The sequence below is a fragment of the Ruegeria sp. G5 genome (assembly GCF_056533365.1).
The window spans coordinates 142,894-164,227 of record NZ_JBQFOK010000001.1; the positions used below are offsets into that span (position 1 = coordinate 142,894).

23 protein-coding genes and 1 riboswitch are annotated in these 21,334 nt (G+C 56.9%); of the genes, 20 read left to right on the forward strand and 3 right to left on the reverse strand.

Going from position 1 to position 21,334, the window contains the following annotated elements; translation table 11 throughout:
- The first annotated feature begins 38 nt into the window (after nt 1-38).
- A riboswitch (TPP riboswitch) is annotated at nt 39-143 on the forward strand.
- 47 nt (nt 144-190) lie between these two features.
- From thiD to radC, 11 genes are read left to right on the forward strand one after another with little or no spacing between them, the layout of a single operon-like run.
- A complete protein-coding gene (thiD, locus tag ACR0BD_RS00690) occupies nt 191-994 on the forward strand; it encodes a bifunctional hydroxymethylpyrimidine kinase/phosphomethylpyrimidine kinase (RefSeq protein WP_480828352.1) in 804 nt (267 codons plus the stop codon).
- Nucleotides 991-1,968, forward strand: coding sequence for an FAD-dependent oxidoreductase (locus ACR0BD_RS00695; RefSeq protein ID WP_480828353.1), 978 nt, complete (start codon nt 991-993; stop codon nt 1,966-1,968). The genes thiD and ACR0BD_RS00695 overlap by 4 nt, the downstream gene beginning before the upstream one ends.
- Entirely contained in the window at nt 1,952-2,146 is a 195-nt protein-coding gene (gene thiS / locus ACR0BD_RS00700; protein WP_480828354.1) for a sulfur carrier protein ThiS, read from the forward strand. Before ACR0BD_RS00695 ends, thiS begins: the two co-directional genes overlap by 17 nt.
- 2 nt (nt 2,147-2,148) lie before the next feature.
- A complete protein-coding gene (locus ACR0BD_RS00705; RefSeq protein WP_480828807.1) occupies nt 2,149-2,913 on the forward strand; it encodes a thiazole synthase in 765 nt (254 codons plus the stop codon).
- The gene (locus ACR0BD_RS00710; RefSeq protein WP_480828355.1) at nt 2,910-3,506 is read left to right on the forward strand and encodes a thiamine phosphate synthase; all 597 of its coding nucleotides are present in this window, start codon (nt 2,910-2,912) and stop codon (nt 3,504-3,506) included. The genes ACR0BD_RS00705 and ACR0BD_RS00710 overlap by 4 nt, the downstream gene beginning before the upstream one ends.
- Nucleotides 3,503-4,468, forward strand: a complete 966-nt coding sequence (locus tag ACR0BD_RS00715; RefSeq protein WP_480828356.1) for a ThiF family adenylyltransferase — start codon at nt 3,503-3,505, stop codon at nt 4,466-4,468. Before ACR0BD_RS00710 ends, ACR0BD_RS00715 begins: the two co-directional genes overlap by 4 nt.
- 20 nt (nt 4,469-4,488) lie before the next feature.
- Complete coding sequence (locus ACR0BD_RS00720; protein ID WP_480828357.1) at nt 4,489-5,424, forward strand: ABC transporter substrate-binding protein; 936 nt, start codon at nt 4,489-4,491, stop codon at nt 5,422-5,424.
- Nucleotides 5,421-6,095, forward strand: a complete 675-nt coding sequence (tenA, locus tag ACR0BD_RS00725) for a thiaminase II (RefSeq protein ID WP_480828358.1) — start codon at nt 5,421-5,423, stop codon at nt 6,093-6,095. Before ACR0BD_RS00720 ends, tenA begins: the two co-directional genes overlap by 4 nt.
- Nucleotides 6,092-6,817 (forward strand): ABC transporter ATP-binding protein, encoded by a 726-nt coding sequence (locus ACR0BD_RS00730; protein WP_480828359.1) that lies wholly within the window; start codon nt 6,092-6,094, stop codon nt 6,815-6,817. Before tenA ends, ACR0BD_RS00730 begins: the two co-directional genes overlap by 4 nt.
- Nucleotides 6,814-7,548 (forward strand): ABC transporter permease, encoded by a 735-nt coding sequence (locus tag ACR0BD_RS00735; protein ID WP_480699294.1) that lies wholly within the window; start codon nt 6,814-6,816, stop codon nt 7,546-7,548. Before ACR0BD_RS00730 ends, ACR0BD_RS00735 begins: the two co-directional genes overlap by 4 nt.
- Nucleotides 7,549-7,583: 35 nt before the next feature.
- Nucleotides 7,584-8,339, forward strand: a complete 756-nt coding sequence (gene radC, locus ACR0BD_RS00740) for a RadC family protein (RefSeq protein ID WP_480828360.1) — start codon at nt 7,584-7,586, stop codon at nt 8,337-8,339.
- A gap of 3 nt (nt 8,340-8,342) precedes the next feature.
- Here the strand turns inward: radC and ACR0BD_RS00745 are convergent, their stop codons facing one another.
- The 3 genes from ACR0BD_RS00745 to secA all read right to left on the reverse strand — a co-directional run bounded on the left by ACR0BD_RS00745 (nt 8,343) and on the right by secA (nt 13,659).
- Entirely contained in the window at nt 8,343-9,899 is a 1,557-nt protein-coding gene (locus ACR0BD_RS00745) for a phosphate ABC transporter substrate-binding/OmpA family protein (RefSeq protein WP_480828361.1), read from the reverse strand.
- A 24-nt stretch (nt 9,900-9,923) separates the two neighbouring features.
- The gene (locus ACR0BD_RS00750) at nt 9,924-10,841 is read right to left on the reverse strand and encodes a hypothetical protein (protein ID WP_480828362.1); all 918 of its coding nucleotides are present in this window, start codon (nt 10,839-10,841) and stop codon (nt 9,924-9,926) included.
- A 100-nt stretch (nt 10,842-10,941) separates the two neighbouring features.
- Complete coding sequence (gene secA / locus ACR0BD_RS00755; protein ID WP_480828363.1) at nt 10,942-13,659, reverse strand: preprotein translocase subunit SecA; 2,718 nt, start codon at nt 13,657-13,659, stop codon at nt 10,942-10,944.
- 176 nt (nt 13,660-13,835) lie between these two features.
- Here secA and ACR0BD_RS00760 point away from each other — a divergent pair, with 176 nt between their 5' ends.
- The 9 genes from ACR0BD_RS00760 to ACR0BD_RS00800 all read left to right on the forward strand — a co-directional run bounded on the left by ACR0BD_RS00760 (nt 13,836) and on the right by ACR0BD_RS00800 (nt 21,333).
- Nucleotides 13,836-14,684: a peptidylprolyl isomerase gene (locus ACR0BD_RS00760; protein ID WP_480828364.1), complete on the forward strand. Its 849-nt coding sequence runs from the start codon at nt 13,836-13,838 to the stop codon at nt 14,682-14,684.
- A gap of 6 nt (nt 14,685-14,690) precedes the next feature.
- A complete protein-coding gene (gene argJ, locus ACR0BD_RS00765) occupies nt 14,691-15,917 on the forward strand; it encodes a bifunctional glutamate N-acetyltransferase/amino-acid acetyltransferase ArgJ (protein ID WP_480828365.1) in 1,227 nt (408 codons plus the stop codon).
- Nucleotides 15,914-16,312: an 8-oxo-dGTP diphosphatase MutT gene (gene mutT, locus ACR0BD_RS00770; protein ID WP_480828366.1), complete on the forward strand. Its 399-nt coding sequence runs from the start codon at nt 15,914-15,916 to the stop codon at nt 16,310-16,312. Before argJ ends, mutT begins: the two co-directional genes overlap by 4 nt.
- Nucleotides 16,313-16,387: 75 nt before the next feature.
- Entirely contained in the window at nt 16,388-16,759 is a 372-nt protein-coding gene (locus ACR0BD_RS00775) for a hypothetical protein (protein ID WP_480828367.1), read from the forward strand.
- Between the two features lie 264 nt (nt 16,760-17,023).
- Nucleotides 17,024-18,967, forward strand: coding sequence for an AMP-binding protein (locus ACR0BD_RS00780; protein WP_480828808.1), 1,944 nt, complete (start codon nt 17,024-17,026; stop codon nt 18,965-18,967).
- A 23-nt stretch (nt 18,968-18,990) separates the two neighbouring features.
- On the forward strand, nt 18,991-19,209 hold the full coding sequence (locus tag ACR0BD_RS00785) for a hypothetical protein (protein ID WP_480828368.1): 219 nt from the start codon (nt 18,991-18,993) through the stop codon (nt 19,207-19,209).
- Nucleotides 19,210-19,238: 29 nt separating this feature from the next.
- Nucleotides 19,239-20,057: an ABC transporter ATP-binding protein gene (locus ACR0BD_RS00790; protein ID WP_480699276.1), complete on the forward strand. Its 819-nt coding sequence runs from the start codon at nt 19,239-19,241 to the stop codon at nt 20,055-20,057.
- A gap of 29 nt (nt 20,058-20,086) precedes the next feature.
- The gene (locus tag ACR0BD_RS00795) at nt 20,087-21,073 is read left to right on the forward strand and encodes a branched-chain amino acid ABC transporter permease (RefSeq protein WP_480828369.1); all 987 of its coding nucleotides are present in this window, start codon (nt 20,087-20,089) and stop codon (nt 21,071-21,073) included.
- 2 nt (nt 21,074-21,075) lie between these two features.
- On the forward strand, nt 21,076-21,333 hold the full coding sequence (locus tag ACR0BD_RS00800; RefSeq protein ID WP_480699272.1) for a hypothetical protein: 258 nt from the start codon (nt 21,076-21,078) through the stop codon (nt 21,331-21,333).
- Nucleotide 21,334 lies beyond the last annotated feature (1 nt).

Consider the following 21,334-nt stretch of genomic DNA (forward strand, 5'->3'; position numbering starts at 1 on the left):
AAACCCCTTGATTATTTACGCGTCGCCTGAGATGTTCCGCGCAACCGTTGGGGTGCCCTGTCTACAGGGCTGAGAGGCGCTTGCGTCAACCCATCGAACCTGATCCGGGCAATACCGGCGGAGGGAACGGTCTTAAATACCAAACAGACGTTTTCCATCCCGAGTTGCCCCCTAAAACCGGAGCGGCGACATGGCGTCTATCGCATTAACCATAGCAGGGTCAGACAGTGGTGGCGGCGCTGGAATCCAAGCCGATCTAAAAGCCATGTCATCGCTGGGGGTTTATGGATCCAGCGTCATAACGGCTGTGACAGCCCAAAACACCAGGGCCGTAACTGCTGTGCATGGTATCCCGCTAGAGGTTATTGCTGCGCAAATTCACGCAGTTTTGGATGATCTAAATGTGACGGCCATCAAGATCGGCATGTTGGCGACCCCGGAAATCATCCAAACGGTTGCGGAATCCATCGTCTCATTTGAAGGTCCAATTGTGTTGGACCCGGTCATGATCGCGAAATCAGGCGATGCTCTTTTGGCGGAAGAGGCCGTTCAGACGCTGCGCGAGGTAATGCTTCCGCGCGCCACCGTACTTACGCCGAACTTACCGGAAGCTGGCTGTTTGCTGGGTGTACTAGAGGCTGCAGGTCCGGATGAAATGAAAGAACAAGGTCAGGCGCTATGCGCGTCGGGCGCCAGTTCTGTACTTATGAAGGGTGGGCATGGTCGCGGCGAGGTTTGTCATGACCTTTTGATCGACAACACTGGCCTTGTGGCAGAGTATTCAGCGCCTCGACACCAAACGAAGAACACACATGGCACTGGCTGCACGTTGTCCTCGGCGATTGCTGCTGGGCTTGCCAAGGGGTTGTCGGTCGAGGCCTCTGTCGCTGAGGCTCACGACTATCTGCAGGGCGCTATAGCGCAGGCAGACGCGCTTGACATTGGTAAAGGTCATGGGCCTGTGCACCACTTTCACCGGTTTTGGTCCGCGTGACGGTCTGGACGGTCATAGGCTCCGGAGTCGCCGGACTTGCTGTCGCAAGCGAACTTGTGTCCCGTGGCGCGCAGGTGCAGGTTTTTGATCCAGGCGGACCACCTGGGGCGCATGGGTGTTCGTGGTGGGCCGGTGGTATGCTAGCGCCCTGGTGCGAATATGAGAACGCCGAAGAACCCGTGTTGCGATTTGGTCAGGCTGCTTTGGATTGGTGGGACGCCCGCACGCAATTGCACCGTCGTGGAACTTTGGTTGTCGCCAACGCGCGTGACCTGCCGGACCTACGCCGGTTTTCCCGCAGAACCGAAGGTTTCGACAGCGTAGATCAGTCAAAAATCCATGAGTTAGAGCCTGATTTGCACGGTTTCTCTAACGGTTTGTTTTTTTCGAACGAGGCCCATCTGGATCCGCGTCAGGCTTTGCTGGATTTGTATCGCCAGTTGCAAGATCAAGGCGTCCTCTTTCACCGAAAGCTTGCCCCTACCCGGTTACAGAATGTCGTTGATTGTCGGGGGCTGCACGCCCGAGAAACACTGCATGATCTGCGCGGTGTAAAGGGCGAGATGCTGGTAATCCGTTGTCCGGACGTCACCCTGACCCGACCTGTGCGCCTGCTGCATCCGCGCATGCCGCTCTATGTCGTGCCGCGTGGCGATGGCGTCTACATGTTGGGCGCAACAATGATCGAATCCGAGGACAGCAGCCGCATTACTGCCCGCTCGATGCTGGAATTGCTCAGCGCGGCTTATGCGTTGAACCCTGCTTTTGGTGAGGCTGAAGTGTTGGAAATCGGTGTCGATCTGCGCCCGGCGTTCCCCGATAACCTGCCTAGAATCCGACGGCTTGGGCATACGATCTATGCGAATGGCTTGTATCGCCACGGATACCTGTTGGCCCCTGCGCTGGCGCAAGGCGTCGTGGATCTGGCGCTTGAGAACAAACACTCGGAGATGGTCGATGAAGATCGTGCTTAATGGTGAGCTGCGCGAGGTGCAGGCAGAAACCTTGTCAGATTTGCTGACCGAATGTGGCTTTTCCGGCCGCGTCGCTACAGCCGTGAACGAGGAATTCGTGCCCTCGGGCCTGCGCATTGCTCATAAACTGGCAGATGGCGACCGGGTCGAGGTCGTCGCACCAATGCAGGGGGGCTGATGATGAAGATGTTTTACGGAACCGAACTTTCCAATCCTCTGATGTTGGGTACCGCGCAATACCCCAGCCCGGCGATCCTGGAGCAAGCCTTCCGCCAAAGCGGTGCGGGCGTTGCCACCGTTTCGCTTCGGCGGGAATCGGGGGCGGGTCAGACGTTCTGGCAGATGATCCGCGATCTGGGCGTCCAGGTGCTGCCCAATACCGCCGGGTGCCACACCGTCAAAGAGGCAGTCACCACAGCCCATATGGCGCGCGAAGTGTTTGATACTCGGTGGATCAAACTGGAATTGATCGGCCACACAGACAGTCTGCAACCGGACGTATTCCAGCTGGTCGAAGCCGCGCGTATTCTGACTGACGATGGGTTTCAGGTATTTCCCTACACAACCGATGATCTGATCGTCGGTGAACGGCTTTTGGCCGCTGGGTGCGAAGTTCTGATGCCTTGGGGTGCGCCAATCGGATCGGGCCGCGGGTTGAACAACGAATACGCCCTGCGCGCCATGCGGGCCGAATTCCCGGATGTTCCGCTGGTCATCGACGCAGGCATCGGCCTGCCCAGCCACGCGGCCCACGCGATGGAGTTGGGTTTTGACGCCGTTTTGTTGAACACTGCGGTCGCCCGTGCCGGAGATCCCGTATTGATGGCCAAAGCAATGATGCGCGCGATCGAAGCCGGACAACTGGCCCATCAGGCTGACCCGATCGAGGCAAGAGATATGGCCGAGCCTTCGACCCCTGTCATTGGCAAGGCGTTTTTGTCATGAAACTGGATCGTTTTTATCCGATTTTCGATCACTCGGACTGGTTGCAGCGCATGCTGCCATTGGGTGTGAAGCTGGTACAGCTTCGGGTGAAAGATCAGCCTTTTGACGTAGTGCGGGAACAGATTTCCGTATCTCAGGAATTATGCAGGGCGCATGGGTCGGTTCTGGTTGTAAACGACTACTGGCAACAAGCCATCGATCTGGGATGTGACTGGATTCACCTGGGCCAGGAAGATCTGGACGAGGCTGATCTGAAATCCATTCGAAAAGCGGGTCTAAAGCTTGGCGTTTCGACCCATGATGATGATGAGCTTGAGCGCGTTCTGGCCATGGACCCGGACTATGTCGCGCTGGGTCCGGTCTATCCGACCATTTTGAAAAAGATGAAGTGGCATGAGCAAGGATTGCCACGCGTGACCGAATGGAAAGAACGAGTGGGGGATATACCGCTCGTTGGTATCGGCGGGATGAGCGTCGAACGTGCGCCCGGCGTACTGGACGCAGGTGCGGACATCGTTTCGGTCGTAACAGACATCACTTTGAATACCGACCCCGAGGCGCGCGTGCGTGAATGGATTGAGGTCACCCGATGAGCCGATATGCGCGTCAAACCCTGCTGCCCGAACTTGGGCCCGAAGGGCAGGCACGCCTGTCGTCGGCCCGCGTCTTAGTGGTGGGTGCGGGTGGTTTGGCTGCGCCTGTTTTGCCTTTGCTGGCAGGTGCAGGCGTCGGTCAGATCACGATTGTGGATAGCGACACAGTGGATCTGTCGAACCTGCATCGCCAGACCTTGTTCACCGAGGCAGATTGCGGACAGCTCAAGGCTGACGTTGCCGCCCAACGGTGCCGTGCCTTGAACGGCGAGATCACGATCCATGGTCTTGAGCAAAAGCTCACGAGTGACAACGCTCCGCATCTGGTTGCGCAGGCGGACGTGATCCTCGATTGCGCAGATAGTTATGCCGCCAGCTATATCTTGTCGGACACCTGTCTGGCGCAGGGTAAACCTTTGATCAGCGCCTCGGTTCTGGGGATGACGGGGTATGTCGGTGGATTTTGCGGCAATGCGCCCTCGCTGCGGGCGTTGTTCCCGGATGCACCGGAAAGCGGGGCCAGCTGCGCCACTGCAGGTGTATTGGGGCCGGTTGTCGGCGTCATGGGCTCGATGCAGGCGCAGATGGCACTGAACCTGATCTTGGATCTGTCGCCATCCCCTTTGGGTCAAATGGTACAATTTGATGCGCGAACTTTGCGCAGTTCCAATTTTCGGTTTGATACTGCACCCGAGCCAAACAGCTGTTTCCGTTTTCTTTCGACCAGCCAACTTACACCCGATGACCAGATCATTGAGTTGCGCGGCGAAGACGAAGCCCCCAAGCCTGCGCACCCGAATGCGCAGCGGGTAGAGATGAATGATCTATCCAGTTTAGACCCTAAAAATGGAAAAAGACTGGTCTTTTGCTGTGCAACCGGCCTGCGGGCTTGGCGCGCGGCTGAGCAAGTACAACCGAATTGGCCGGGCGAGATCGTCCTCGTTGCGGCCTCAACCTCGTGAATGAAAAGGAAACGCAAGACATGAAAAAACTGATCACAGCTATCTCTTTGCTGGCTGCTGCACCGGCATGGGCCGAGGACAAGATGACCGTTCTTTTGGACTGGTTCATCAACCCCGATCACGGTCCGATCATTGTTGCGCAGGAAAACGGGTACTTCGCGGACGAGGGTCTTGAGGTCGAGATCGTACCGCCTGCCGACCCTTCTGCACCGCCGCGTCTGGTGGCTGCTGGTCAGGCCGATCTGGCAGTGTCCTATCAACCTCAATTGCACCTGCAAATCCATGAGGGCCTGCCGTTGAAGCGTGTGGGTACACTGGTCGCGACTCCGTTGAACTGCCTGTTGGTATTGGAAGACGGCCCAATCAAATCGCTGGCTGATCTTAAGGGTAAGAAAATCGGCTTTTCGGTCGCCGGCGTCGAAGAGGCGATCCTGACGGCAATGCTGAACGCACATGGTGTGTCGTTGGACGACATTGAGATGATCAACGTCAATTTCTCGCTGTCACCGTCTTTGATGACCGGTCAGGTGGATGCCGTCATCGGTGCCTTCCGGAACTTTGAGTTGAACCAGATGGATATTGAAGGTGTAGCAGGCCGCTGCTTTTACATCGAAGAAGAAGGCGTGCCGTCTTACGACGAGCTGATTTACGTCGCCAATCCCGAAACGATGGACGCCGACAAAATCGCCCGGTTCCTGGCCGCGACCGAAAAGGCCACTCAGTACATCGTCAATAACCCAGAAAAAAGCTGGGAAATCTTTGCGGGCACGTCGACTGAACTGCAGGATGAGCTGAACGCGCGTGCGTGGGTCGATACTCTGCCCCGGTTTGCTCTGCGTCCGGCGGGTTTTGACGCAGGCCGTTACGCACGCTTTGAGGCGTTTCTCAAAGACAGCGGTATGATCGACAGCATTAACCCAGTCAGCGACATCACCATTGATGTGACCGCGCAATGAGCGAGTACGGCAAAGCCTTTGGCCTGATGCGTGACGCCGCACAAGGGCCGTGGCGGGATTATACCCGTCACGCCTTTGTCGAAGGTATGAAAGATGGAACACTGCCACGCGCTGCGTTTCTTCATTACCTGCGGCAGGATTATGTGTTCCTGATCCACTTTTCGCGCGCGTGGGCGCTGGCGGTTGTAAAATCGGAAACGCATTCCGAAATGCTGACGGCTGTGGGTACAGTGAATGCGCTGGTCGCTGAAGAAATGCAGCTTCATATCGGTATCTGCGAAGCGGCCGGTATTTCCCAGGAAGAGCTGTTTTCCACCCCCGAGCGGGCGGAAAATCTGGCCTATACGCGGTTTGTGCTCGAAGCTGGTTATAGCGGAGATCTGCTGGACTTGCTGGCGGCACTTGCGCCTTGCGTCATGGGATATGGCGAAATCGGCAAGAGACTGGCTTCCGAGGCGACATCCGAGACCTATCGGGATTGGATCAACACCTATGCCGGTGAGGACTATCAAGGTGCATGCAAGGCGGTTGGAGAGTTGCTTGATCAGGCTCTAACACGGCGTATTGGTGCAAATTTCGAGGCTTCTCCGCGCTGGGAACGCCTTTGCCAAACCTTCCGCACAGCGACGGAGCTAGAGGTTAATTTCTGGCAAATGGGTCTGACGCCATGACCCAAGCGCCCGATCTGACCATCAGCGGACAGGCAAGCATCGGCGGGGCGCTGTTGTTTGCGCCTTTGTCCTTGACGCTTGAGGCCGGGCAATGGACTTGCTTGCTGGGTGGATCGGGCGTTGGAAAAACCACGGTACTTCGATTGATCGCGGGTCTGGATACCGGGGCCGAGTTCAATGGTCAGATCGCGGCAAGTGATGGTCAGACGGTGCCAGACCGGGTGGCTTACATGGCGCAGGACGACCTGCTGCTGCCTTGGGCGACCGTGGCCCAGAATGTCTCACTTGGCGCGCGCCTGAGAGGCGAAAAAGTTGATCAAGAGCGTCGCGATCGCCTGATCCACCGGATGAGGTTGCAGGATCACATGACCAAGAAACCGTCAGAGCTGTCTGGCGGACAAAGGCAACGTGTGGCTCTTGCCCGTACGCTGATGGAAGACCGGCCTATTGTGTTGCTGGATGAACCGTTCTCAGCTCTGGACGCGCGCACGCGCGCTGATATGCAAGACCTTGCGGCCGAGGCACTGCAGGGGCGAACCGTGTTGCTTGTCACCCATGATCCGGGTGAGGCCGCGCGGCTGGGCCAGTCGATCGTCGTAATGACGGCACAGGGCCTGACCCCATGCGCACCACCTCAAGCACCCGCGCCGCGTTATGTGGATGATCGTGAAACCCTTGAGACGCAAGGTGCGCTTCTGCGATTGCTGAGAGAGGCCGCATGAAGGTGCTTTCCGCCATTGCCGCGACGCTTTTTGCGTTGGCCGTCTGGCAGACCATTGTCAGCCTAACCGGTTTGCCTAAGTTCATTCTGCCGGGGCCTGCACTGGTTGCTGAAACATGGTGGCAGAACCGGTGGGTGATTGCTGAACACACATGGATCACGGCGGTTGAGGTTGTGATAGGCCTCGCGCTTGGAACGGTTCTGGGGGTCATTACAGCGCTGCAATTGGCCAATTCTCGGGCGGCGCGAGTTTTGGTTCAGCCGATGCTTGTGTTTACGCAGGCACTGCCGGTTTTTGCGCTGGCACCGTTGCTGACCCTATGGCTAGGCTATGGTCTGTGGTCCAAAGTCGCGATGGCGGTTCTGATCATATATTTCCCAATCACCTCATCCTTTTTTGACGGGCTGATGCGTACGCCTGCGGGTTACTTGGATCTCGCGCGCACTATGCAGGCCAGTCCCCGCTCTGTCCTATGGCACATCCGTATTCCGGCGGCCTTGCCATCATTGGCCTCGGGGATGCGACTGGCGGCGGTATATGCACCCATCGGGGCAGTGATCGGAGAGTGGGTTGGCTCGTCACAGGGGCTTGGCTATCTGATGTTGTTGGCCAACGGTCGCGCCAAGACAGACCTGATGTTCGCAGCGATGCTGACGCTGGGTGTGTTTTCAATCTTGCTGCATTTGGTTGTTCGCAAGGCGACAGCCCGCATGGCGGGCGAGATGCGTTAACCTTTCAGAAACTGATTCTGCGCCACTGTAGTTTCATGACACAGGACGCCTTTGCCGAAGCCCCAATGCTGTTTGAAACGGACGAAGCGCCGGCGCAACCGCTGCCGACTGGTCGGTTACCCTCCTACATCAAAGACCATCGCAAGCGGTTGCGCGAAAGGTTCATGTCAGGTGGTTCGGCAGCAATCCCGGATTATGAGCTGTTGGAGCTGGTCCTGTTCCGCTCTATCCCCCGACAAGATGTGAAGCCGCTTGCCCGATTGCTGCTGGATACTTTTGGTGATTTCAACCGGGTTCTGACGGCGCCAGAAGAACGGTTGCGTCAGGTCAAAGGTGTCGGCGACTCGGTCATTACCGATCTCAAGGTGCTTGAGGCTTGCGCCCATCGAATGGCCCGCGCGCGCGTGATGCAACGGCATGTGATCTCGGGTTGGGATGCGCTGCTGGATTACTGCCACACCACAATGGCCCATCGCGAGATCGAGCAGTTTCGCGTGTTTTTCCTGGATCGAAAGAACGTGCTGATCGCGGATGAAGAGCAGGCAAAGGGAACTGTGGACCACGTCCCTGTCTACCCACGCGAAGTGGCCAAACGGGCGCTAGAGCTGAACGCTTCGGCCATTATTTTGGTTCACAATCACCCCTCGGGCGATCCAACCCCCTCGCAGTCGGATGTTGATATGACCAACCGGATTCAGGATGCCTGTCTGGCGCTTGGGCTGACACTGCATGATCACCTGATCATCGGAAAATCAACCGAGCTGAGCTTTCGGTCATCAGGCTACCTGTAAACCTTATTCAATCCAGACTTCGACACGGCGATTGACCTTGCGGCCCCATTCGGTGTCATCGCAAGCCATTGGCATAGCCTCACCAAAGCCGTCCACACTCAGCTCGACGCTGTCGGGCAGGGATGTCTCGATCGCGGCCAGCACGGCATTGCGCACCGTTTTCGCGCGCAGGAGTGCAATTCTGGCATTTGCCCCAGCTGGACCATCCCCGTCACTAAAGCCGACAAAAACAAGGTTGCGCGTATTGAATTCCCCGGATTCCAGTAACTGCGCGAGCTGCCTTATGTTGGATCGCGATTGGGCATCGGGTCGGGATGATCCAGCTTCGAACCGGAAGGACAAAGACAGCCGGGATTTGTGCCGAAGCGTTTCGATCATGCGCTGCAATTCGTCCAGCCCGACCTCAGCCCCACCTGATGCAACCGCATTTGCCAGCCGGTTTCCTTGCAGTCCGATCGGCATTAACTCGGGCGCTTGATCGACAAAACCGGCGTCGCGAATTGCCAGCTGTGCCGGCGCGCTTTGGGTATAAGCCAGAAACTGGCGGGCAATTCTGGGTAGGCGGCGATTGGGCAGGTACAAGAACATGGGCGAAGTCAGAGGGTAGTCTTCGGTTTTGATGGATTGCCGCGTCGCCCCTAGCGCATGTCCACAGCCTCCGGTCAGGGACAAAGGCCGTGCTGCACCAGCTTCGGCCTGGCTGACGATGCCAAGCGCGAACGGGTCATCCGCCACCGTGCGCACCAAGACCGAGCTGCGATCATGCCGGATCACACCGTCAGACAGTGCCGCGCCTGCAGGGCCAAGCAACTGATCTTCGACCCCCTGCGCAAGGCCCGAACCCTCGTCCGGTAAATGCACAGAGAGGGGAGCATCGGGCCCGCCAAGATCGGACCAGTTCGTAATGTCTCCTGCAAGGACAGCGACAAGATCGGACGGCGAAATCTGAGCCAGCGGGTTATCCGGCGCGACGATCGGAACCAGTGCGTCCAACGCGATCACGCGGGACCGACGCGACCCGACCAGATCGCCCAAGCCAGCAGATTGGGCGGCGTCCTGTTCGCTGGGGCGAACTTCGCGCAAGGCCATAACAATGTCCGCGTCGTTTGCAATGAAATCTGCGAATCCTTGCCCTGTTGTGCCCGGGTAGAAATAAAAGCGCGCCAACGGCGCCGCACGGTCCGGCTTCTTCAGCTCATAGAAAAATCTGTCAGGTGTTTCGCGGTTGGGTTTGGCGGACAACCCCTCTTGCCGCGCAAAGCCTACTATCAATGCAGGGAGTACTTTTTCGGCCATCGCGGACGAGCCGGAAAAATGAATTTCGGCAACAAAGTCCGTCAGGCTGGGGCAAGCGAGACCAGAACAGGTCACCCCGGACCCGTCGACTGTGAGTTCACCAAACCGGGTTTCCAGACGATAGAATTCACCGTCAAAGCTCAGAAGGTTACCCACCACTTCGACCTCGCCGTCATGCGAGGTGAGTGTGATGTCTTGCGCGGATGCGTGACACGCGCATGCCGCCCAAAAAAGTGCAGCTGCCGCTACACGCAAATTGATCATTAGAAGCCCGAGCCTGCCTTGGTTTTAGTTTGCCGCGATTGTCAGGTCTTCGAGCAGATTATTCAACACCAGAAACTGACCGGACTGCGTGCAATCCGGCAATGTCAGCGACAAATCGCGTGAGCGCAAAGGCAGGTCGCCACGCAGTTCCATGGATTGCAGGTTCAGTTCCTGACCACAGTTGATTCCGGTTACTTCTGCTTCGACCGACAAAGCGATCGAGCCTGATTGCGCCGACTGAGCCGCAGGGTAGGAATAGACCTGAATGTTTTGGGCGTCGTCCAGTCCCGCCTGGCCCAGGTGCACTACGGTTCCAATGCCTTGCGTTTCGGGGTCCGCGGATACGTGGCCCTTTCCACCATAGCTGGCCCCGAACTCCAACGCGTGGATCTGCAAGTCGGTGTCACCCTTCCATTGCAGAACAACCCGGTCGTAGTAGGCGATTTCGGGGATGTGGGTGGTTGCGACTGTTCCGGTCTGATCATCAACCGAGATCAGAAAGATCGCGTATTCTGTCAATGCAGGTATCGTCAGATCCAGTGCGCCATCTTCATCTGTGGTCTGAGTCACGGTCAGTCCGCTGTGATGTACTTCGATCCGCTCATTGCCGTGGCAGGGGGCTTTGATGGTCAGATGTGCCGCGGCACCAGGAGCGGCTATCGCGCGGGCACTGATGGCACAGTTTGACGAACCAGAGGGGGCTGGCTGGCCTGCTTGCACAACACGTCTTTGGGTTTCCACGCTTGCATCAATACTCGAAGCCGAGGAGGTCAAAACGATACTGTCGAGCCCATTGATGCCGGACGCCTGATAAGCAGCCGCATTCGAAGCCACCTGCGTGCCGTCCGGCTGCGCAGGCGTTCCATTCTGCATGAGGTAACCAATTGCCAGGGCGCAAGCGACAGTGCCCCCCGTGGTCACGTAGTTCTTGATTACAAACAAAACACCCTCCCCAGTTGAAGGAGCGAGTCGGATGTTTACGCCGAAACACGGCCAATATGTGGCCGTGTAGCGGACTCATTGTGTCTGAATTGGGGTTATGTCAGGTCAGTCTGCCGTGGCAATGCTTGAACTTTTTACCTGAACCACAAGGGCATCTGTCGTTGCGGGAAGGGTTGCCCCAGGTCTCTGGATCATCCTCAACAAAGCCGGGACGCGGATCACCCGATGCTTCGGCTTCAGCCACCGCTTCTGCCTGACCGGCCGCCTGGTCGACTGCTTTTTGCGCCTGAGCCTGTTGCGCCTGCATTTGCGCAAGCATCTCGCGCTGTTCCTCTTCGGTCAGCGGGCGAACGCGTGACAGTTGCTGGGTGACAGTTTCACGCAAGGTATCCAGCATGGTTTCGAAAAGCTGGAAGCTTTCGTTCTTATATTCGTTCAATGGATCGCGCTGGGCATATCCACGGAAACCGACGACCGACCGCAGGTGTTCCAGCGTCAGCAGGTGTTCACGCCACTTGCTGTCGATTGTGTTCAGCAAGACCTGCTTTTCGATGTTGCGCATGTTTTCGGGGCCGAATGCGGCAGCCTTTTGCGCCATCATCTCATCGGCGGCTTTGACCAGACGCTCGCGCACCTGTTCGTCGTCCACGCCTTCTTCTGCTGCCCAGTCCTGCACAGGGGCGTCGATGGTCAGCTTGTCTTTGACGGCCTCGTGCAGACCATCCGTGTCCCACTGGTCGGCGTAGGATTTCGGCGGCATGTATTCGTCAATCAGATCGTCGATGACCTGTTCACGCATGTCCGACACGATCTCGGACAGATCGTCCGAGGACATGATTTCGCGTCGCTGGCTGAATACCACCTTACGCTGGTCATTCATCACGTCATCAAACTTCAGAACGTTTTTGCGCATGTCAAAGTTGCGGCCTTCGACCTTGGATTGCGCGCGTTCCAGCGACTTGTTGACCCAAGGGTGAACGATGGCCTCGCCCTCTTTCATACCCAGAGTGGTCAGAACCTTGTCCAGCCGTTCCGAGCCGAAGATACGCATCAGGTCGTCTTCGAGGCTCAGGTAGAATACGGTACGGCCCGGGTCACCCTGACGACCCGAACGACCGCGCAACTGGTTGTCGATGCGGCGGCTTTCGTGGCGTTCCGACGCCATCACATAGAGACCGCCGGCAGCCAACACCTTTTCTTTCTCTTCGGCGTGGTTCGCCTCTTCTGCTGCGCGTAGCTCGGCCGGGTCGGCCTCAGGGTTTTCGGCCAGCGCCTTGAGGACCTTCATCTCGACATTGCCGCCCAGTTGGATGTCGGTACCACGGCCAGCCATGTTGGTGGCGATGGTCACCGCACCCAGGCGGCCTGCATCGGCAACGATCTGCGCCTCTTGCTCGTGTTGGCGGGCGTTCAGAACGTTATGTTCGATCCCCTCTTTTTGCAGCAGTTGGCTCAGCAGTTCGGATTTTTCGATGGACGTGGTGCCCAGAAGGACCGGTTGACCCTTTTCCTGCGCCTGTTTCGTCTCTTCGATCATTGCGCCGTATTTCTCACCAGCGGTGCGGTAGACCTGATCATCCTCGTCCGCGCGTGCGATAGGCTTGTTGGTTGGTACTTCGACAACGCCAAGGCCGTAGATTTCCTGAAATTCCTCAGCTTCGGTCAGCGCGGTACCTGTCATGCCGCCCAGCTTGTCATACAGGCGAAAGTAATTCTGGAATGTCACACTGGCCAGTGTGACGTTTTCAGGTTGGATCGGCACGCCTTCCTTGGCTTCGATTGCCTGGTGCAGACCCTCTGACAGTCGGCGTCCCGGCATCATACGACCGGTGAATTCGTCAATCAGCACCACGTTCCCGTCCCGAACGATGTAGTCCTTGTCGCGCTGGAACAGCTTGTGCGCGCGCAGGCCCTGATTCACGTGATGAACCACTGTTGTGCTTTCGGGATCGTACAGCGAATGACCTTCAGGAATGAGCCCGGCCGCCAGCAGCTGTTGCTCCAGAAATTCATTGCCTTCATCGGTGAAGGTCACGTTGCGCGACTTTTCATCCAGTGTGAAGTGATCTTCCTGCAAGGACGGGATCAGCCCGTCGATCGAGGTGTAAAGATCCGACCGGTCCTCAGACGGGCCCGAAATGATAAGCGGCGTCCGCGCTTCGTCGATCAGGATCGAGTCGACCTCGTCCACAATCGCGAAATTGTGGTGCATCTGATAAATCTCAGCCAGGTCGGCTTTCATGTTGTCGCGCAGATAATCGAAGCCCAGTTCGTTATTTGTGGCATAGGTAATGTCACAGGAATAAGCGGCTTTCTTTTCGGCATCCGGCTGACCCGACCAGATCACACCTGTGGTCATCCCAAGGGCACCGAAGACTTTGCCCATCCATTCCGCGTCACGTTTGGCAAGGTATTCGTTCACGGTGACCACGTGTACACCTTTGCCGGTCAGCGCATTCAGGTAGGCGGGGAAGGTGGCGACCAGCGTCTTGCCTTCACCGGTCTTCATTTCCGAGATGTTGCCCTGATGCAGGAATGCGCCGCCCATCAGCTGCACGTCAAAGGCGCGCAGACCCAGTGCCCGTTTCGCGCCTTCGCGCACGTTGGCGAAGGCTTCTGGCAGAAGATCATCTAGGCTTTCGCCATCAAGTGCACGTTTGCGCAGCTCGGCGGTTTTTTCGATCAGACCGTCATCGGACAATTTCTCGAACTCGGGCTCCAGCGCGTTGATCTTTTCGATCAGGGGGCGGGTCGCCTTGATCTTGCGGTCGTTCGGTGTTCCGAACACCTTTTTGGCGAGCGTTCCGAGTCCCAGCATGTTCACTCCAGCGGATCTGTTCTTGTCTTGGTTGCGACAGGCTTGCCCACCTTGCGCGCAACCCATAGATACGGGGGGTGAAAGGCGGCCCTGTCCAAGGCTTCAAAGCGATGTAAGCGGCAGGTTCTGAAGTGTCAACGCTGCGCCCTGTCGCGGCAAGAAAATAGGATGATTCCATGCCCAAAGGCCTCACTTTTCTGCCATCTCTGGCGCTTGCTGCCGTGATGGCCCTGCCACTGGCCGCCGAAACCCAGCCCGATGCCGACACCGTGATCGCGCGTGTGAACGGGGATGAGATCACTTTGGGTCACGTTATCGCCACCGTGGCGACGTTGCCTGCGAATTATCAGCAGATCGAAGACGACGTTTTGTTCGACTTTATTATCGAGCAGTTGATCCAGCAGCAGCTACTGGGTCAACAGCAGGACGCGTTGACCAAGCTGAATGCCCTTGCCCTGTCGAACGAGACGCGATCGCTTTTGGCTGTGCAAACCGTGAATGCGCTGGTGGGTGATGTTGTAACCGACGAAGCCATTCAGGCCGCTTATGACGCCCAGTATGCTGATTACGAGGGCGAGGATGAATTTAACGCAAGCCACATCCTGGTTGAAACCGAAGATGAGGCTAAAGAAATCAAATCTCAGTTGGACGGTGGCGCCGATTTCGCTGAGTTGGCGCAAGAGAAATCCACCGGCCCCTCGGGTCCCAACGGCGGTGCGCTGGGCTGGTTCGGCAAAGGTCGGATGGTGCCAGAGTTCGAAAATGCAGTTGTCGCGCTGGAAAAAGAGCAGGTATCCGATCCGGTTCAGACTCAATTCGGCTGGCACGTGATCATTCTGAACGACACGCGCAAAACCGAAGCGCCTGATTTGGCTGCCGTACGGGATGAACTGTCGCAAAATCTGCAAAACGAAGCGATCCAGGCCCGTATTGACGAACTGACACAGGCCGCACAGATCGAGCGCCCCGAGATCGAAGGTCTGACGCCGGGCATCGTACGGCAGCTGGATCTGATTCAGGAGTAACCCCCCGTGGCAACGATTACCAAGGTCTCGCCGCTGGCTCCTGCGGCATTTCCAGATTTGCCTGCGATTGACGGTGTGCGATTTGCCACCGTCGAGGCCGGTGTCCGCTATCAGGGGCGCACGGATGTTATGCTGGCGGTATTGGACCCCGGCAGTTCGGTTGCGGGGGTGTTCACACGCTCTGCCACACGCGCCGCACCAGTGTTGGATTGTCAGGACAAGATCGGTGGGGACAACACAGGTCCGGCGGCGATTTTGGTGAACTCGGGAAATGCCAACGCTTTTACCGGGCATTACGGGCAAACTTCGGTGTCCGAGGTGACCCAAGCTGTTTCCAAGGCCACGGGTGTTCCGGTCCAGCGGGTCTTCACCTCTTCGACGGGCGTGATTGGTGAACCACTGCCGCATGATCGCATTCTTTCCCAGCTTGAGGCCTTGAAGGCAGGCCTGAGTCGCCACGGAATCGAAGACGCGGCGCGTGCGATCATGACCACCGACACCTTCCCGAAAGGGGCGTCGGCGCAGGTCGAGATTGATGGCAAAACAGTCTCTATTGCGGGGATTGCCAAAGGTTCGGGGATGATTGCGCCGGATATGGCGACGATGCTGGTCTATATCTTTACCGACGCGCAAGTCGACCAAACCGCACTGCAGGCCATGTTGGGCGCGCAGACAGATCGCACCTTCAACTGTATTACGGTCGACAGCGACACATCGACCTCTGATAGCTTGCTGCTTTGTGCAACCGGGGCGTCCGGTGTTGACGCGACAGGCAACACAGCCTTCGCGCAGGCACTTGAGACGGTGATGCTGGACCTTGCGCAGCAGGTTGTGCGCGACGGTGAAGGCGCCACGAAATTCGTAGAAATTCGTGTGACCGGGGCAGCCTCGGACGCGGACGCCAAGGTGCACGGTCTGGCGATTGCCAACTCACCACTCGTAAAAACGGCGATCGCAGGCGAGGACCCGAACTGGGGTCGCGTCGTCATGGCCATCGGCAAATCCGGTGCCGCCGCTGACAGGGATAAGTTGAGCATTTCTTTCGGTGACATTCTGGTCGCCGAGAAAGGCTGGGTCAGCCCGGACTACCAAGAGGAAGACGCAGCCGCCTACATGAAGGGCCAAAACCTCGTGATCGCTGTCGACATTGGGCTGGGTGAGGGCAAATCCACCGTTTGGACCTGCGACCTGACCCACGGCTATATTGAGATTAACGCGGATTATCGCTCGTGAAGACTGTGTTAGTGTCTGCTGTTGCTCTGATCGACATCGAGGGCCGGGTCCTTTTGGCCCAACGCCCGGAGGGTAAATCCATGGCCGGTCTGTGGGAGTTCCCGGGCGGCAAGGTCGAGCCTGGCGAAACCCCCGAGGTCGCCCTGATCCGCGAACTGCACGAGGAACTGGGCATCAACACCTGGGCCTCCTGCCTCGCCCCCCTGACCTTCGCCAGCCACAGCTACGACGATTTCCACCTGCTGATGCCGCTGTTCGCCTGCCGCAAGTGGGAGGGCATCCCTCAGTCAAAAGAAGGTCAGGCGTTGAAATGGGTGCGGGCGAATGATCTGCGGAATTATCCGATGCCTGCGGCGGATGTGCCGCTGATCCCGATTTTGCGGGATTGGTTGTAAATGCGGAGCATAAAGTTAGCCTAGGGCCGGATTTGCGGCAAATACAGACAGGGCGTATTGGGGTGGTTTTCTGGAATGTCCAAGATTGATTTTTCCAAAATAACTGTGGCCGAACGCAGCAGAATCGCAAAGCGTGCGCGGCGCAATATCGGTTCTGAGATTACGCTTATCCTTTCTGCTGGTTTTGCCGCATTGATGGTCGTCTTGTTTTGGTTTGGTGACCTTACGTTCTTACCTTTAGCCGAATTTTTGCAGATACGCCCAACGGTCGTGTGGGTATTGTTAGCGGCGCTCTTGGCTATTGCCATCGCTTGCGTCCATGGCTTGATCGGATCGAGAAGGATCGCTTTGGCTCGACATCTTGAGTTTGAGTTAAGTCAGTTCGAAGAGGCCAAAAAGAAAGAAGAACAAGATATGAAAATCATGTCGATGAGAGAAACGGATTAGGGGCACTACAAGCTGGGCTTTTGAAAGACATTTTTGTTTCGCGGCCAATTTGTCATGACAAATTTTAGGAACTCTCTCTTCAACTCCTGTTACAATTCGTAAGAATTGAGAAAACATCAGGCAAAACTTGCTGCTGATCGTGTCACTGTCCCTGATGGGGCATTGGCGTTCGGGCCTTGGTCCGAGTCCGCCATTTCCGGCCCGGGGAGGGGCCGGATGGGGAGGAGAAAGAGATTGGCTCAGACGCAGTCGGGCGCAGAAGGGATGACCTCTCTTCCGGCGCTGCTATACCGCAATGTCACTCAGTTCGGGGACGCTCCGGCATATCGGGAAAAGGAATTCGGGATCTGGCAATGCTGGTCCTGGGCCGAGACGGCCAAGGAAATCCGGTCCATTGCGCTGGGGTTCCTGGAACTTGGCGTTGAGAAAGGCGACCATATTGCCGTCATAGGCCGCAACCGCCCGGCCCATTACTGGTCGATGGTCGCGGCACAGATGGTTGGGGCCGTTCCGGTGCCGCTGTATCAGGACTCGGTAGCGGAAGAGATGGCCTATGTTCTGGAACATTGCGGCGCGAAATACGTTGTTTGCGGGGATCAGGAACAGGTCGACAAGGTCATCGAGATTCAGCAGGGGCTGCATCAGGTCAAACACATCCTTTATACCGACAAGCGCGGGATGCGGAAATACGACCACAGCCAGATGAACGCGCTGGACGACATTATGGCTGAGGGCAGCGCAGGCCATGCGCGGTTTGATGCGGAACTGGACAAGCGTATCGCCGCGATCACCTATGACGATACCTGCGTGATGCTCTATACCTCGGGCACGACGGGCAAGCCCAAGGGCGTAGTGCTGTCGAATCGCAATGTCATCGAAAGCGCCAAGAACTCGGCCGAGTTCGATCATCTGACCCGGAATGAAGACATCCTGTCCTATCTGCCGATGGCATGGGTGGGTGATTTCATCTTTTCCATCGGTCAGGCTTATTGGTGCGGCTTCTGCGTGAACTGCCCCGAAAGCGCCGGCACGATGATGACCGACCTGCGCGAGATCGGGCCGACTTATTTCTTCGCCCCGCCGCGGGTGTTTGAGACGCAGCTGACCAATGTGATGATCCGGATGGAGGACGCGGGCAAGTTAAAGCAGCGCATGTTCCGTCACTTCATGGACCATGCCAAAAAGGTTGGTGGTCAGTTGTTGGACGGCAAGCCGGTGGGCTTTGGCGACAAGCTAAAATATGCGCTGGGCAACATGCTGGTCTACGGCCCGCTCAAGGACACGCTGGGTTATGGCCGGTTCCGCGTCGGGTATACGGCAGGTGAGGCAATCGGGCCTGAGATTTTTGATTTCTATCGGTCTTTGGGCATCAACCTGAAACAGCTTTACGGCCAGACCGAAGCGACCGTATTCATCACCGTGCAGCCCGATGGCGAAGTGCGGGCGGATACGGTGGGTGTTCCCGCACCGGATGTCGAGTTGAAGATCGACGATAAGGGTGAGATTCACTACCGCTCGCCGGGTGTATTTGTTGAATATTACAATAATCCGGACTCGACCGCCTCGACCAAGGATGCCGAAGGGTGGGTCGCCACTGGTGATGCTGGGTTCATCGAGGAAGATTCGGGCCATCTGCGGATCATCGACCGTGCCAAGGATGTGGGTAAGATGGCTGACGGGTCGATGTTCGCGCCCAAATACGTTGAGAACAAGCTGAAGTTCTTCCCGGATATCCTGGAAGTTGTTCTGTTCGGAAACGGCAAGGACCGCTGTGTGGCTTTCGTCAATATTGACCTGACTGCCGTAGGAAACTGGGCAGAACGGAACAATGTTGCATACGGGTCCTATCAGGAACTTACGGCGCATCCCCGCGTGCTAGAGACGATCAAGTCGCATGTTGAAGAGGTCAACAAGTCTGTCGCCGCCGATGAAATGCTGTCTGGCTGCCAAGTGCATCGGTTCGTTGTTTTGCACAAGGAACTGGATGCTGACGATGGCGAGATGACCCGGACGCGCAAGGTCAGGCGTGGTTTCGTCGAGGACAAGTTCGACGACATCATCGCAGCGCTTTATGACGGGTCGTCCAGCGTGTCGACCACGACTGAAGTGACTTATGAGGATGGCCGAAAAGGATCAATCAGCGCGACGCTTGAGATCGTGGATGCGCCGGTTTTCCCGGTCGCCCATCACAAGGTTGCTGCGGAATGAGTTTCATTTTGCCAGCATTGATAGTGGCAGTTTCGATAATGGTTGGCGTTGGTATCTCGTTCTACATCTCGGAACGGTTTTCGAACTTTGTTTCATTGTTCTGTAGTGCATTCATTGGTGCAGCCGTTGGCGGAATGTGCGGTTTAGCATATCCCGAGAGAGGATTCGGCGAATACATCGTGCTTTGTGCAGTGATCTTTATGCTTTTGAACGTGTTTGTGAGATGGGTCGGCGATGTTTGAGTTGCTGAATTTTCCGGAAGGTCAGAAAGATGCTTGATAATTCCGAAGGATATATCACCGAAGACGGCCGTAAGATCGGCGGTGTGGTGATGGAGATGAAGAACATCACTCTGCGGTTTGGCGGCGTGGTGGCGATCAAGGATATCTCGTTCGACATTCGAGAAGGTGAAATCCGCGCCATTATCGGGCCGAACGGGGCCGGGAAATCCTCGATGCTGAACGTGATCTCGGGGTTTTATGTCCCGCAGGAAGGTGAGGTCTGGTTTCACGGATCCAAGCGCCCGCCGATGCGGCCCTTTGAGGTGGCGCAGCAGGGCATCGCGCGGACGTTTCAGAACATCGCTTTGTTCGAGGGCATGAGCGTTTTGGACAACGTCATGACTGGGCGGTTGGGGTTTATGAAGACGAACATTTTCCAGCAGGCCTGGTGGAAGGGTAAGGCCGAGGCGGAAGAGACGGAAAACCGGGAAGCCGTGGAAAAGATCATCGACTTTCTGGAAATCCAGCACATTCGCAAGACGCCTGTATCTCGTCTGCCCTACGGATTGAAAAAGCGGGTCGAACTGGCGCGCGCATTGGCGGCCGAACCCAAGCTGCTGCTGTTGGACGAGCCGATGGCGGGAATGAACGTCGAAGAAAAAGAGGACATGAGCCGCTTTGTTCTGGACGTGAATGATGAGTTCGGCACCACGATTGCGCTGATCGAGCATGACATGGGCGTGGTGATGGACCTGAGCGACCGCGTTGTGGTGATGGATTACGGCCGCAAGATCGGCGACGGCACACCCGATGAGGTGCGTAACAATCAGGAAGTCATCGACGCCTATCTGGGGGTGAGCCATGACTGAGCATCTGACAGACGTGAGAGGGGGCGGACATGCCTGATCAGCTGATATTCGCGATGGAGGTCATTCTGAATGGCCTGATGGCCGGGGTCCTTTACGCTCTGGTCGCGCTGGGCTTTGTGCTGATCTACAAGGCGTCCGGAATTTTCAATTATGCACAAGGGGTTATGGCGCTGTTTGCGGCTATGACCCTTGTGGGTATCATGAACGGGCAGGTGCCTTTTGCACATCTGATCAACGCCACGTTCGGAACGCATGTTCACCACTTTGGCTGGAACATACCCGCGCTGTTGGCAATTATTCTGACAATGGCCGTTATGGTCCTGCTGGCCTGGGCCGTGCAGCGCTTTGTCATGCGACATCTGGTTGGGCAAGAGCCCATCATCCTGTTCATGGCAACGATTGGCCTGGCTTATCTGCTGGAAGGCGTCGCAGACCTCATGTGGGGCTCTGAGATCAAGACGCTTGATGTTGGTCTGCCGCAGGGCATTAACCTTTGGATTGATGAAAGCACATTCAACGTATTTGGCTACGGCTTCTTCATCGACAATCTGGATATCGTTGCGACCGTGATCGCGGCGCTCTTGGTCGGGGCGCTGGTGGTGTTCAGCCAATACACCAAGCAAGGCCGCGCGATGCGGGCTGTGGCCGACGACCATCAGGCGGCGCTTTCGGTGGGGATTTCGCTGAACTTCATCTGGATCATGGTCTGGTCTGTGGCTGGTTTCGTGGCGTTGGTCGCCGGCATCATGTGGGGCACCAAGTCGGGCGTTCAGTTTTCATTGTCGCTGATCGCGCTTAAGGCGTTGCCAGTCCTGATGCTGGGCGGGTTTACTTCGATCCCCGGGGCGATTGTCGGCGGATTGATCATCGGCGTGGGTGAGAAACTGTTCGAGTTCGCCATCGGTCCGATGGTCGGCGGTGCAACCGAAAACTGGTTCGCTTATGTGCTGGCGCTAATTTTCCTTGTCTTCCGGCCGCAAGGTCTGTTTGGCGAGAAGATTATCGAGAGGGTGTAGCGATGCAAAAACTCATCGCGATCACCAATGTCATTGCCTGGGCCGGGTTCTGGGCATTTGGATACATCGCTCTGACATCGGATGATCTGACAGAAGGTCAGGTGACAATCGCAGCAATCCTGGCCTTTGCGGGGCTGGTGATGGGGATCCTGGCTTATCTGAAACTGGTCCGAGCGTCCGAGGCGAGCGGATACGCCAAAGGGTCCAATCAACTGGACGCCGCTGCCCGTAACCGGGCGCAGGAAGAATGGGGAAAGTAAG

Bases quoted from the DNA above. Each gene is read 5' to 3' on its own strand.
- thiD (WP_480828352.1), top strand. From the start codon at position 191: ATGGCGTCTATCGCATTAACCATAGCAGGGTCAGACAGTGGTGGCGGC.
- secA (WP_480828363.1), bottom strand. From the start codon at position 13,659: ATGCTGGGACTCGGAACGCTCGCCAAAAAGGTGTTCGGAACACCGAAC.
- ACR0BD_RS00705 (WP_480828807.1), top strand. From the start codon at position 2,149: ATGAAGATGTTTTACGGAACCGAACTTTCCAATCCTCTGATGTTGGGT.
- tenA (WP_480828358.1), top strand. From the start codon at position 5,421: ATGAGCGAGTACGGCAAAGCCTTTGGCCTGATGCGTGACGCCGCACAA.
- ACR0BD_RS00760 (WP_480828364.1), top strand. From the start codon at position 13,836: ATGCCCAAAGGCCTCACTTTTCTGCCATCTCTGGCGCTTGCTGCCGTG.
- radC (WP_480828360.1), top strand. From the start codon at position 7,584: ATGACACAGGACGCCTTTGCCGAAGCCCCAATGCTGTTTGAAACGGAC.
- ACR0BD_RS00790 (WP_480699276.1), top strand. From the start codon at position 19,239: ATGCTTGATAATTCCGAAGGATATATCACCGAAGACGGCCGTAAGATC.
- thiS (WP_480828354.1), top strand. From the start codon at position 1,952: ATGAAGATCGTGCTTAATGGTGAGCTGCGCGAGGTGCAGGCAGAAACC.
- ACR0BD_RS00730 (WP_480828359.1), top strand. From the start codon at position 6,092: ATGACCCAAGCGCCCGATCTGACCATCAGCGGACAGGCAAGCATCGGC.
- ACR0BD_RS00720 (WP_480828357.1), top strand. From the start codon at position 4,489: ATGAAAAAACTGATCACAGCTATCTCTTTGCTGGCTGCTGCACCGGCA.
- ACR0BD_RS00715 (WP_480828356.1), top strand. From the start codon at position 3,503: ATGAGCCGATATGCGCGTCAAACCCTGCTGCCCGAACTTGGGCCCGAA.
- ACR0BD_RS00780 (WP_480828808.1), top strand. From the start codon at position 17,024: ATGACCTCTCTTCCGGCGCTGCTATACCGCAATGTCACTCAGTTCGGG.
- ACR0BD_RS00775 (WP_480828367.1), top strand. From the start codon at position 16,388: ATGTCCAAGATTGATTTTTCCAAAATAACTGTGGCCGAACGCAGCAGA.
- ACR0BD_RS00710 (WP_480828355.1), top strand. From the start codon at position 2,910: ATGAAACTGGATCGTTTTTATCCGATTTTCGATCACTCGGACTGGTTG.
- ACR0BD_RS00800 (WP_480699272.1), top strand. From the start codon at position 21,076: ATGCAAAAACTCATCGCGATCACCAATGTCATTGCCTGGGCCGGGTTC.
- ACR0BD_RS00735 (WP_480699294.1), top strand. From the start codon at position 6,814: ATGAAGGTGCTTTCCGCCATTGCCGCGACGCTTTTTGCGTTGGCCGTC.
- ACR0BD_RS00795 (WP_480828369.1), top strand. From the start codon at position 20,087: ATGCCTGATCAGCTGATATTCGCGATGGAGGTCATTCTGAATGGCCTG.
- ACR0BD_RS00745 (WP_480828361.1), bottom strand. From the start codon at position 9,899: ATGATCAATTTGCGTGTAGCGGCAGCTGCACTTTTTTGGGCGGCATGC.